Raw genomic sequence first — 12,462 nt, forward strand, 5'->3', positions numbered from 1 at the left:
TCATTAGCCTTTTTATTTTAATACACTATATAGAATCGCGGAGACGCTTACTTACTCAATATATTATTGGTTTTTACTCAATGACATTTGCAAATATAAATAATTTATTGTTTGGGGCATTACCTTTATATATTCTTATTCTTTGTATTTCACAGCTACCGAAACCCTGTAATTACCTGGAACGGGTGTATAAATGGGTTGGTGGGTAGTTCCTTTGTTTTGCAACTTCTTCTCTGCGATTAGTCTTTTAATATGGCGGTATGCAGTAATTTGTGTCATTCCGCAGAGGTACTGGAAGTCTTTTCGGGTGATAAGTTGGTTTTCTGCAAAATACTTTGTCAATTCCATATCTATCTCCACTTCAGAAAGCCCGGCAGAATGTGGCCTGTATTTCGAACGGTGGAATTCCATATCGGAAAGTTCGGCTTTCAGTTCTTTGTCTGCTTTGAATTTGATTGCTTTCAGTTTAACTTTATGCACTCGCTTATCTTTAGGATCCCGTATTTCTTCTTCGCAGGAAAGAGTTACTTGTAGATATCCCAATCCGTCGATATGCACCTTTTTCCCTTCTTTAAGGCACTGTGCCACTTCGTATTTCAGTTCTTCCAAAGTTGCTGTCACATCAGACGGGCTTAATGAACAGCGATCGTGAATCCGGTAAACCAGTTTTTTCGTATTTACTGTTCATAACTAATCGGACGCGCATGATATCTTACCTTGTTTTTCTTCTCCTTCGGCATCGGAGTCTTATATAGTTCAAATTGTACTGCCATAGTCTTTCTTTTTTCTTTAGATGTTTGTAGATTATCTTCTTGATGTTTCTTAATTTTCTTCTTGATATCTGTTATTTATCATCGTTGTGATAAGTACTTATCATTAGCATGATATATGCATATCATTACTGTGATAAGATATTATCATTATTGTGATAAACTATAAATGTCCGCACCAAAGATAAGGTTTAATTAGGAGATAAACAAGAAACAATAAGGTAAAACGCCAAGTTCATTTTTATAAAAATGAAGGGATTAAAAAGTTGTAAATCCCATATTCCGGATATTATATTCGCATCCATTAAATACTAAAACGAAATTCTATGGACAAGAAAAGTGTGCTGCTTTCATTATGGCAGAAGTTTGTAAACCGCTTTTATAAAAGCGGAGAGTGTGAAGGATTAATGGAAGACGCTTCAAAGCCTTCGGTTAGTTGTTATGAAGAGCTTAAAGAGAGAAAGGAGATAAAAGAGAGGGATTTGCTTTCTAAAACGAAACAGTTGACTGAAAGTGTAGACCTTTTCTTGAAATCTCATTATGATTTTCGTTATAATGTTCTGACGGAAGAAACTGAATTTCGTTTGTTGGAACGGATGAACGAGGGATTTCAGCCTGTCAATCAACGTGTGTTGAATACTATCTGTCTGGAAGCGCATGAGGCCGGTATTGGGTGTTGGGATCGTGATTTGTCGCGGTGTATTTATTCCACCCGCATAGCAGAATATCATCCTTTCAGGCTGTATCTGGATGAATTGCCGGAATGGGATGGCATAGACCGTGTGTCCGCATTGGCTCGACGGGTTTCGGAAAGCCCGTTGTGGGAAAAAGGATTTCGCATTTGGATGTTGGGGATGACGGCACAATGGATGGGGGTAATGGGAGATCATGCGAATAGTGTAGCTCCCTTGCTCATTAGTACAGAACAGGGATATTTTAAATCTACTTTTTGTAAGTCTTTACTCCCTCCTGTACTTCGCCGTTATTATATGGATAAGGTAGATTTAACAAGTCAGGGGAATGTGGAACGTAGACTGGCGGAGATGGGACTTCTCAATTTGGATGAATTTGACAAGTTTTCTCCTGCAAAAATGCCTTTGTTGAAGAATCTGATGCAAATGGCTTCATTGAGTTTGTGCAAAGCTTATCAGAAGAACTATCGTGCCTTACCGCGAATAGCTTCTTTTATCGGCACGTCTAACAGGAAAGATTTGCTCACTGATCCAACTGGTAGCCGCAGGTTTATTTGTGTGGAAGTAGAGCATCCTATTGATTGTGAAGCGATTGAACATGAACAACTTTATGCGCAGTTGAAAGTGGCAATTCTGTCCGGTCAACGTTATTGGTTTACGAAAGAAGAAGAACAGGAATTGCAAAAAAGCAATCTGGCGTTTTACCGTCAAGGGCCAGTGGAAGATGTGTTGCGTGCTTGTTATCGGTCGGCGGAAAGAAGAGAGGAGTGTGATCTTCTTTCTGCGGCTGATATATTTCAATGTTTAAAAAGGAGGAATCCTGCAGCTATGCGTGGTGCAAATCCGGCAAGTTTGGCGCAAATATTGGTAGCGGTGGGGATAGAACGTAAGCATACTAAGTTTGGAAATGTGTATCGGGTGGTAAAAATTGGGTAAGAGAGAACCGGTTTGGGTGATGACTTGAGTGACGGCTTGGGTGAAGGGGGAGACCTTCACCCGCTTTAGCCTATGGATAGGGCTCTGTAGCGAAAAGGTGAAGGGCTTATAAAAATTACTTGGAATGTGAGAGTGTCACTCGAAAATAATGTTTATCTTTGAATAATTATTAAATGAAGAATAACTATGGATAGTGTGATACGCAAATTTCCTATTGGTATACAGAATTTCGAGAGTTTGATAAACGACGGTTATGTATATGTAGACAAGACAGCGTTGGTGTATAGGATGGCGACTACCGGTCGTTATTATTTCCTTAGTCGTCCCCGCCGTTTCGGGAAGAGTCTGCTGTTATCTACCATTGAAGCTTATTTGAGCGGAAAAAAAGAACTCTTCAAAGGGCTTGCCATTGAGAAGCTGGAACAGAAATGGGAAGAACATCCTATCCTGCATCTGGATCTGAATACGGAGAACTACAAAGAACCGGATAGCTTGCGAAGACGGCTGGACAGTACTCTTTCTTATTGGGAGCAACTTTATGGTACAAGGGCGGTGGAGATCTCTTTGCCGTTGCGCTTTGAAGGGATTGTAAGACGTGCTTGCGAGAAAACAGGGCATCGTGTGGTTATCTTGGTGGACGAATACGATAAGCCTATGTTGCAGGCTATTGGTAACGAGACATTACAGGCGGAATATCGTAATCTGTTGAAAGCTTTTTATTCCGTACTCAAGTCGCAGGATAGATATATAAAGCTGGCTTTCCTAACCGGTGTGACGAAATTCGGCAAGGTGAGCGTGTTCAGTGATTTGAACAATCTGAATGATATATCGATGGACTATCGTTACATGGATATTTGCGGCATTACGGATAAGGAACTTCATGAAAACTTTGATGGCGATGTGGCATTATTGGGTGAAAGGAACGGCTTGACGAAAGAGGAATGTTACGTCAAGTTGAAAGAACAGTATGACGGTTATCATTTCGATTATGATACCGTAGGACTTTACAATCCATTCAGTATCTTTAATACGTTGTCTAAGCTGAAGTTCTCTGATTATTGGTTTGAGACAGGTACTCCGTCTTTCTTGGTTTATCTGCTGAAACATTCTAACTATAGGTTGGATAGGATTACCGAGGAGCAGGTTTCGGGTGATTTACTGAATAGTATAGACTCTATGTCGCGCAATCCCATTCCTGTTATTTACCAAAGCGGATATTTGACAATAAAAGGATATGATAAAGAGTTTGGTATTTATCGATTAGGCTTTCCAAATAAGGAAGTTGAGAATGGTTTTATTAAGTATCTGTTACCTTTTTATACGCCTGTGACAGAACAGGAATCCAGTTTTATTATTACCAGCTTTGTTATGGATATACGTCAAGGTAATGTGGATAGTTTCATGCAGCGTCTGCAATCCATGTTTGCCGATACCGACTATAAGATAGTGGGGAAGATGGAGCTTTATTTTCAGAATGCGATGTACTTGGTATTTAAGATGATGGGATTTTATACCGATGTGGAACGTACTACCAGCAATGGTCGTATCGATGTTGTGCTGCAAGCCAAAGACTATATCTATGTGATGGAACTGAAATTGGATGGTAGCGCTGACGAGGCTTTACGTCAAATAGAGGAAAAAGGGTATGCTTTGCCTTTCGCCAAGGATTCTCGTAAATTATATAAGATCGGTGTGAACTTTTCTTCCGAGATACGTGGAATTGTGGAATGGAAAATAGTGGAAGATAATTCTTAAGATGCCAAGTGCTATTGATTTCGAATAGCCGCATACACTAATCTTTGACAGTTTAGGTATGCGGCTTACTTATATGTTGGGGATGTGTCTTAGTTTTGACACATCCCCTTTAATTTATAGCGTATGAGCAACTGTTTGTGAAGGAAGATTCAGATATGATTTATTTTTGCCCCTCTTTGAATGATTATCGGACTTTTTATAAAGCCGTATATTAAAGATTTGGAACTTTTTGAATGATTAGAGTACCCGTTTCTCTATTATTTTTAAGAACTTTGCCATTGTGAATTAGTTCGATGACTTACGTTGGCTATAAATTTAAAGTTAATAATAAAAAAAGAATAGACATGAATTACACAAAAATGAAATTTGGTTTAAAGAAAGGGATAGTGGGTGTATGCATCTTGGGAGCAATACTATTGTTTACTACTCCGCTTTCGGCACAAACGAATGGTAAATCCGGTAAAGGACTGTACGAACTGTTTAGTACTAAACTGCCGGATGGGGCACAATGGGTAAAAGATAATAAGTATGTTCGGAAAGGAGGGTACTCAAAAAAGACAGAAAACTATATATATGTAGGAGCTGCTAAAAGTCCCGCAGAAATGACAGATTTATCCATCCCTATCCGAGAAAACCCGGGACCGGGTGAATATCGTTATATTACTTTTGCCTGGGTGAAATGGGGGGGAGAACAGATTGGAATGAAATTTCATGTTTCCGAAAAGTCAGCTAGTCAAAAAGGAAAGAAATATGATTTTACTTATATCGCTGGAGAACCAAAAGATTTGATAAACCAGTTGAAAGGTCTGGATCTTGGTGACAAGCCTGGACACTGGATGGTGATGACACGCGACCTTTGGAAGGATTTCGGTAATATTACGTTAACCGGAATGTCATTTATTTGTCCTGAAAGGCGTGATGCTGGTTTTGATGAAATCTTTTTGGCAAAAACACAGGATGATATAAAAAATGCTCCGAAAGTACTTCCGAGTGAGGTTGCTACTGTTGTTCCGGCAGTGGAGGAAGATGATGAGTTGATGTATGATGAGGCTGTATCAGATAGTATTGCTGCTGATCAGGGGGTGCACATCGATTGGGGAGCACAGATTAAGGCAGGTGGTACAATGATGTATCCATTGTATTTGTTGGGATTGATAGCTCTTGTAATTGCAATTCAGAGACTGATAACTTCGCGTCAAGGTCGCCTGGCTCCGAAACCTTTGTGCAAAAGTGTCAATGAATGTTTGGCAAATGGGGATTTGAAAGGAGCATTGGCTGCTTGTGACAAGTATCCTTCTACGCTAGCGAACTCACTGCGTTTTATTTTTGAGCATGTAAAAGCCGGGCGTGAGGCTGTAAGCCAGACGGCAGGTGACATGGCTGCACGTGATATTCGTACACATTTGGCACGTATATATCCTCTTTCTGTTATCGCTTCATTGGCTCCGTTAATTGGTTTGTTAGGTACTGTTGTCGGTATGATAGAAGCATTCGGCCTGGTTGCTTTATATGGGGATGAAGGTGGTGCCTCTATTTTGTCTGATTCTATCTCCAAAGCATTGATAACAACTGCTGCCGGTTTGATTATAGCTGCTCCTGCCATTGCTTTATACTTTATTATCAAGAATCGTATCATGCGTATGGCTTCACTGGTAGAGGTAAAAGTGGAAGAAGTGATTACCAAATTGTATCTGGACAACAAGGAGGAAAAGAATGAGACTGAATTATGATGACGATGATAAGGTAGAAGTGCAAATGTCTCCTTTGATAGACTGTGTGTTCTTGCTGCTCATTTTCTTTTTAGTAACTACGATGATGAAAAAATGGGAAATGCAGATTCCGTTAACGCTTCCTACAATGACTTCAAGCCTTTCCACTACACGGGCAGGCGAGGAAGCGGTGATTATCGCAGTAGACGAAAAGAAGAATGTGTATCAGGTAGTAGGGCATGATGCCTATTCGGGGGAAAGTACTTACTTGCCTGTAAAAGATTTAAGTGCTTTTCTTTCTGAATTACGCAATAGTCGGGGAGTGGAAACAAATATCGATGTGACGGCCTATCGCACTGTACCGGTAAGCACAGTAATAGAGATATTCGACCAATGTCAAATACAGGGGTTTACACATACACGTGTACGCCTTGGAAGCAAACCTTATTAAGCCTATGAGACTATCATTATTTAATAACGAGGACGAACCGGAAGTTTCTATGTCTCCTTTGATTGATTGTGTGTTCTTATTGCTTATTTTCTTTCTGGTATCTACCATGACGAAAGTGAAAAATAGGGATATTCCCGTTGATCTGCCAACTTCACAATCGGCTGTTAAATTGAAGCCGGATGATAAGCAGGCTATTGTAGGATTGGATGCCGATGGTAATTTTTATTGGGATGGGCAACCTTGTTCTACCAATTTTATGATGGAACAGTTACGGCAGACATGTATCACTGACCCGGGAAAGCGTATTCGCATTGATATGGACAGGCATACTCCGTTCGGACGTTTTGTAGAAGTGATGGATGCTTGCCAGTTTTATAACTTAACTAATATAGGAATCAGGACGTATGACGAAAACTACAACAGGGAGTAGCCGTCTGACGGTTATCCTATCATGGATGATAGCATTGATTTGTTTTGTGGGCGGAGCACTCTATATTTGGAAGATGCCGTCTCCGGATCAGGAGGTGATAGCTTTGCAAATGAAACAGCAGAAAAATCAAAAGTCCAGAAAGAGTTTGACGGAAAAGGTAAAACAGGAACAGGCACAACGGGCATTACCTGCTAATTATGCCAGGCAGCTGGTGGAGCAGTCAGAGGTCTTGGTTAAAAAGAATCTGGAAGAGCAGGTGAAGAAGTTTCAAACGATGGCTGAAACAATGAGACGGCGTAAAGACGATATGTTGGCGAAAGTGGAGAAAAGAAAACTGCCGTGGGGAGCACCTGCTGATGCGAATGATACATCGAAAGCACGGGCTATTCCTCAAGCAGGAAATCCGTCAGCCAATGCTTCTGTAGAAGAACTTTATGCTGTATTACGTGACTATGAGGCTGAAATTCAACAAAGTCATTTGGCCGTGAGTGCTGCTAAACAGTCTTTATCCAAGGGACAGTCGTTTCCTGAAGTGTATAGTTCTTTGAAAGCGGGTAATTCACGTATGCCGGGTTTTGATGAATTGATAAGGATGCAGTCAAGGGATGGTGAGTGGGCAACTTCAGCAGGTAGTAATGCCAGTGGAGGATTAGAGATAAAGAGTACTGCTGATTTGAATAATTATCGTGGGTTGCTCGGACAAGCTACTCGTCAGGCAGGGTTGGCGCAATCTCGTTTGGAAGGTCTGTTCGGGGCAGTTCGTCAGGCAGGTAATCCTGGAAACGGAATGGGACAAGGTACTGGCAGTCCGGGGAATGGAGGTCCCGGAGGCAATGGTAGCGGTAATGGGAACGGAACTGGCATGGGGATGGGAGGCAGTGGAGAGGTTTCTGCTTCCGGAGACGGAAAGGGAACATTCAGTGCTTATTCAGGATCGAAGTTGAGCAAGGAAATGGTGAAAGCACAAGCGTTGCCCGGACGGCGTTTCTCTAAAGATGCAGAACGTAAGGGATGGCTCTATATCAATACATGGTATATGATTGGACCGTGGGAGAGCTTCGGTCGGGAGGATTTTTCCATCGTTCATCCACCAGAAGTTTCTATTGACTTTGATGCTGTATATACTGATGGACAGATAGGAACAGGAATTGCGGAAACGGATTCCGATCCGCTAAAAGTTATCGGAGACGAGGTACAGCTTGACGGGACGCTACGTTGGAAGTTTATGCAGAGTGAATCGATGCACAATGTCCCACCTGTGACTACCGGTCATTCAACTTACTATGCTTATACCGAGCTTTATTTTGATGAGGCTACGACGATGCTGGTAGCTATCGGTACGGATGACAGCGGGCGTGTATGGATTAACGGCAAGGATGTATGGCGTGACTATGGAACCAGTTGGTATAATATTGATGAACATATCGCTCCTTTTCAGTTTCGACAGGGGTGGAATAAGGTTTTGGTTCGGCTGGAGAATGGAGGTGGCGGGCCGTGTGGGTTTAGTTTTTTGATTATTCCCCAAAGTAAATAGATAGATGTGTGTTTAGTTTTAATAGAAAGATTGTTTAAGGATTAATTATTGGTAGAAGTTATGTGAAGGCTTTATGTGCCTTCCATAACTTTCTTTTTATGTGCATTGAATGATTTTTGTACGGTTTTGATTCATTTTAGGACGTTTCTGTCCTAAAAAGGGTGCATCTTTGCATTGTAATAATAACCACGAAAAACTGTATAATTAATGAACTTTAGAAGAATTTCTTTTTGGGTATTAAGCTGTGTTTTCAGTATTAGCATGGCAGGATGTAAATTAGGTAAGAGTAACAATCAGAATGAAGCAATTACCGATAGTGTATGGACAAAGTCAAAGGTTATTGAGACTATTAAGAAAGTAAATGACTATTGGCAGGCGGAGAATCCGGAACCGGCATTTGCCTTTTGGCATCCGGCTGCTTATCATACCGGAAATATTGCAGCTTATGAAGTAACCGGTAATGAGACTTACAAGAAGTATTCGGAAGCATGGGCTGAAAAGAATCAATGGAAAGGAGCTACTTCTGATGATAAATCCAAGTGGAAATATAATTATGGTGAAACGATGGAACATGTTCTCTTTGGAGATTGGCAGATTTGTTTCCAGACTTATATTGACTTGTATAACATGGACCGTGAGCCGGCAGAGTATAAAATAGCCCGTGCCAAGGAAGTGATGGAATATGAAATGTCAACTCCCAACAATGATTATTGGTGGTGGGCAGACGGATTGTATATGGTAATGCCGGTGATGACCAAACTTTATAAGGTTACAGATAATCAGCAATATTTGGATAAACTCTATGAGTACTTTACTTATGCTAAAAATCTCATGTATGATGAGGAAAGTGCCCTGTTTTATCGCGATGGAAAATACATCTACCCGAAACATAAGACAAATCAAGGATTGAAAGACTTTTGGTCTAGGGGTAATGGTTGGGTGTTTGCAGGTTTGGCTAAAGTTTTGCAGGACCTACCCGAAAATGATGCACATCGTGCTGAATATATTACCATATACCAGGCTATGGCTAAATCATTGGCTGCTGCACAACAGGAAGAAGGATACTGGACCCGTAGTTTGTTGGATCCGGTGCAGGCTCCGGGACGTGAAACAAGTGGGACAGCTTTCTTTACCTATGGGTATCTTTGGGGTGTGAATAATGGATTTTTGGATAAATCAACTTATGAACCTGTTATAAAACAAGGTTGGAAATACTTGACTGAAATAGCCTTGCAACCCAATGGAAAGATAGGCTATGTACAACCAATCGGTGAAAGAGCAGACCAACATAAGAATGTAGGACCGGAGACGACTGCGGACTTTGGGGTAGGAGCTTTCCTGTTGGCGGGTTCTGAAATGGTGAAATATCTGAATAATTAAAATTGTTTTTTATATTTGAATGTAATGATGAAAAATAAAAATATCCTGGTCTTCATTTTATTGTGTGTGTTCAGTACAGTAACTTATGCTAAAAAGGGGAAGGTAGAAAAGGAAATCAGTGACCGTGAATATTGGGCACAGATGGCATATAAGATTGCTGCTCCTGTATTGAGTAATATGAGCAAAGGGGAGTTGAAGAAAAATATGCAGGTAGAGATCAGCCCAACATGGGATGGACGCAGTAAGGATGTGACGTACATGGAATGTTTCGGACGCTTGATGTCCGGTATTGCTCCTTGGCTTTCTTTGCCGGACGATGATACGGAAGAAGGTAAAATGCGCAGGCAATTGCGTGAATGGGCTTTGAAGAGCTATGCACATGCTGTTAATCCGGATAGCCCTGATTATCTCTTATGGAGAAATGAAGGACAGCCTTTGGTAGATGCGGCTTATATTGCCAGTAGCTTTCTTCGTGCTAAAAAGCAGCTTTGGGAACCATTGGATGATGTGACAAAACAACGTTATATTAAAGAATTTCAGTTATTGCGTCGGATTGATCCGCCATACACAAATTGGTTATTGTTTTCGGCTATGATTGAATCTTTTTTGATGGAAGCTGATGCACAATACGATTTGTTCCGTATTCATACAGCTGTTCGAAAAGCAGAAGAGTGGTATGTAGGTGATGGCTGGTATTCGGATGGAGAAACTTTTGCATTCGATTACTATAATAGTTATGTGATTCAACCTATGTTTGTACAAGTAATGCAGACTGTCAACGATCATAAAGTAATATTGCATGACCGTAGTTTGGAGATGCAAAAGAAAACGGAAGATTTGGCTAAGAAACGCATGCAGCGTTTCGGAATGATTTTGGAACGTTTTATATCTCCTGAAGCATCTTTTCCGGTATTCGGTCGTTCTATGACTTATCGTTTGGGAGTTTTTCAGCCATTGTCAATGCTTTGTTGGAAAGATATGTTGCCCAAAGAACTTCCGGAAGGTCAGGTACGTAATGCATTAACTTGCGTCATGAAACGTTTGTTTGCTGTTGATGGTAATTTCAATGAGAAAGGATTTTTGCAATTAGGCTTTGCGGGGCATCAGACCGGTTTGGCGGACTGGTATAGTAATAATGGAAGTATGTATATTACATCAGAGGTATTCCTGCCGTTAGGACTTCCCGCCAGTCATTCATTTTGGACAGCAAAACCTCAAGACTGGACTTCCAAAAAGGCATGGAGTGGACATGAATTTCCCAAAGATCATGCAATACATTATTAAATGAAGAAAATTTTATTTACTATAGGGCTGTTGGCTGTCTCTTTTGCAACTCTTTGGGGGCAATTCAAATATGTGAAAGTGGATGCACCATTTTCAATGGAGCCCATAAAAGAGTTTATGTATCCTGATCAAGATTTCTCCATTGTAAATTATGGTGCTGTAAAAGGAGGAAGGGCGGATGTTTCTGATGCAATTGCGGGTGCTATAGCTGCTTGTAATCAGGCAGGAGGCGGGAGAGTAGTTATACCTGAAGGAGAATGGTTGACCGGACCAATCCATCTCAAGAGTAATGTAAACTTGTATTTGGCTGAAGGGGCGGTACTACGTTTTACGGATAATCCTTCTCATTATTTGCCAGCCGTAATGACGTCTTGGGAGGGGATGGAATGTTATAACTATTCACCTTTGATTTATGCTTTTGAGTGCAAGAATGTGGCTATTACAGGAACAGGTATGTTAAGTCCGAAGATGGATTGTTGGAAGAAGTGGTTTGCCCGTCCTAAGGCTCACATGGATGCCCTTAGAAAGTTGTATACGATGGCGTCCAAAGATGTACCTGTTGAAAAACGACAGATGGCGGTAGGTGAGAATCATCTTCGTCCACATCTGATACATTTTAATCGTTGTGAGAATGTGCTGCTTGATAGCTTTAAGATTCGTGAAAGCCCCTTTTGGACGATTCATATGTATATGTGCAATGGCGGGATAGTACGTCATCTGGATGTTAAAGCGCATGGGCACAATAACGACGGCATTGATTTGGAGATGACTCGTAATTTTCTAGTGGAGGATTGTACCTTTGACCAAGGTGATGATGCGGTGGTGATTAAGGCTGGTCGTAATCGTGACGCCTGGAGATTGAACACTCCGACTGAAAATATTGTAATTCGTAATTGTAATATTCTGGAAGGACATACTTTATTAGGGATTGGCAGTGAGATTTCAGGTGGTATTCGCAATGTGTATATGCATGATTGTAAGGTACCACAATCTGTACGACGACTTTTCTTTGTGAAGACAAATCATAGGCGAGGAGCGTTTGTTGAAAATATTCACATGGAAAATATAAGAACAGGGCATGTGCAACGTGTATTGGAAATAGATACAGATGTACTCTATCAGTGGAGGGAGCTTGTTCCTACTTATGAAGAACGTATTACTCGTATTGATGGCATTTATTTGAAAAATGTGATTTGTGAGTCTGCTGATGCGATATATGAGCTAAAGGGAGATGCAAAATTGCCTGTCAGAAATGTGGTTATAAAAGACGTACATGTGGATAAGGTGAACGATTTTGTGAAAAAAGTCCATAACGTTAAGAACGTAAAGGAGGATAATGTGACATACGGTTCATTGAGGGAATGAATGGCTATTGTATTATGATGACAGATTTAAAAAATTACACTAACTAACCTTTATTATATATGTTGGTCCCGTCGATATTGTAAAATGTATTGGCGGGATTTTTTATAATGAATAAAAAACACTGCAAAAAAGCAATATTTAGGCTATGTTGAATGA

At 40.7% G+C, this 12,462-nt stretch carries 9 protein-coding genes and 1 pseudogene; 9 read left to right on the plus strand and 1 reads right to left on the minus strand.

Features of this window, described 5'->3' with window-relative positions; translation table 11 throughout:
- Positions 1-135: 135 nt before the first annotated feature.
- Positions 136-773, minus strand: a pseudogene (locus DWZ47_RS26345) (HU family DNA-binding protein).
- A gap of 323 nt (positions 774-1,096) precedes the next feature.
- Between DWZ47_RS26345 and DWZ47_RS26350 the strand changes: the two are divergent.
- The 9 genes from DWZ47_RS26350 (at position 1,097) to DWZ47_RS26390 (ending at position 12,306) form a co-directional block, all read left to right on the plus strand.
- Positions 1,097-2,398, plus strand: a complete 1,302-nt coding sequence (locus DWZ47_RS26350) for a VapE domain-containing protein (protein WP_004307635.1) — start codon at positions 1,097-1,099, stop codon at positions 2,396-2,398.
- A gap of 186 nt (positions 2,399-2,584) precedes the next feature.
- Positions 2,585-4,153 (plus strand): ATP-binding protein, encoded by a 1,569-nt coding sequence (locus tag DWZ47_RS26355; protein ID WP_117515221.1) that lies wholly within the window; start codon positions 2,585-2,587, stop codon positions 4,151-4,153.
- Positions 4,154-4,497: 344 nt separating this feature from the next.
- Positions 4,498-5,883 (plus strand): MotA/TolQ/ExbB proton channel family protein, encoded by a 1,386-nt coding sequence (locus tag DWZ47_RS26360; protein WP_117515223.1) that lies wholly within the window; start codon positions 4,498-4,500, stop codon positions 5,881-5,883.
- Positions 5,867-6,313, plus strand: a complete 447-nt coding sequence (locus DWZ47_RS26365) for an ExbD/TolR family protein (protein WP_004325585.1) — start codon at positions 5,867-5,869, stop codon at positions 6,311-6,313. Before DWZ47_RS26360 ends, DWZ47_RS26365 begins: the two co-directional genes overlap by 17 nt.
- Positions 6,314-6,317: 4 nt before the next feature.
- Positions 6,318-6,743, plus strand: a complete 426-nt coding sequence (locus DWZ47_RS26370) for an ExbD/TolR family protein (RefSeq protein ID WP_004307631.1) — start codon at positions 6,318-6,320, stop codon at positions 6,741-6,743.
- Positions 6,718-8,277 carry an OmpH family outer membrane protein gene (locus DWZ47_RS26375; RefSeq protein WP_117515225.1) on the plus strand — a complete coding sequence of 520 codons (1,560 nt, stop codon included), beginning with the start codon at positions 6,718-6,720 and terminating at the stop codon, positions 8,275-8,277. Before DWZ47_RS26370 ends, DWZ47_RS26375 begins: the two co-directional genes overlap by 26 nt.
- Before the next feature lie 207 nt (positions 8,278-8,484).
- Positions 8,485-9,657, plus strand: a complete 1,173-nt coding sequence (locus tag DWZ47_RS26380) for a glycoside hydrolase family 88 protein (RefSeq protein WP_117515227.1) — start codon at positions 8,485-8,487, stop codon at positions 9,655-9,657.
- Positions 9,658-9,684: 27 nt separating this feature from the next.
- Entirely contained in the window at positions 9,685-10,941 is a 1,257-nt protein-coding gene (locus DWZ47_RS26385) for a DUF2264 domain-containing protein (protein WP_374938670.1), read from the plus strand.
- On the plus strand, positions 10,942-12,306 hold the full coding sequence (locus DWZ47_RS26390) for a glycoside hydrolase family 28 protein (protein WP_055168081.1): 1,365 nt from the start codon (positions 10,942-10,944) through the stop codon (positions 12,304-12,306).
- Positions 12,307-12,462 lie beyond the last annotated feature (156 nt).

The organism is Bacteroides sp. AF32-8BH, from assembly GCF_003435205.1.
GTDB lineage: Bacteria > Bacteroidota > Bacteroidia > Bacteroidales > Bacteroidaceae > Bacteroides > Bacteroides ovatus.

What these genes read in the sequence shown, in the direction of transcription:
- DWZ47_RS26350 (WP_004307635.1), top strand. Translation starts at nt 1,097, where the DNA reads ATGGACAAGAAAAGTGTGCTGCTTTCATTATGGCAGAAGTTTGTAAAC.
- DWZ47_RS26355 (WP_117515221.1), top strand. Translation starts at nt 2,585, where the DNA reads ATGGATAGTGTGATACGCAAATTTCCTATTGGTATACAGAATTTCGAG.
- DWZ47_RS26360 (WP_117515223.1), top strand. Translation starts at nt 4,498, where the DNA reads ATGAATTACACAAAAATGAAATTTGGTTTAAAGAAAGGGATAGTGGGT.
- DWZ47_RS26365 (WP_004325585.1), top strand. Translation starts at nt 5,867, where the DNA reads ATGAGACTGAATTATGATGACGATGATAAGGTAGAAGTGCAAATGTCT.
- DWZ47_RS26370 (WP_004307631.1), top strand. Translation starts at nt 6,318, where the DNA reads ATGAGACTATCATTATTTAATAACGAGGACGAACCGGAAGTTTCTATG.
- DWZ47_RS26375 (WP_117515225.1), top strand. Translation starts at nt 6,718, where the DNA reads ATGACGAAAACTACAACAGGGAGTAGCCGTCTGACGGTTATCCTATCA.
- DWZ47_RS26380 (WP_117515227.1), top strand. Translation starts at nt 8,485, where the DNA reads ATGAACTTTAGAAGAATTTCTTTTTGGGTATTAAGCTGTGTTTTCAGT.
- DWZ47_RS26385 (WP_374938670.1), top strand. Translation starts at nt 9,685, where the DNA reads ATGAAAAATAAAAATATCCTGGTCTTCATTTTATTGTGTGTGTTCAGT.
- DWZ47_RS26390 (WP_055168081.1), top strand. Translation starts at nt 10,942, where the DNA reads ATGAAGAAAATTTTATTTACTATAGGGCTGTTGGCTGTCTCTTTTGCA.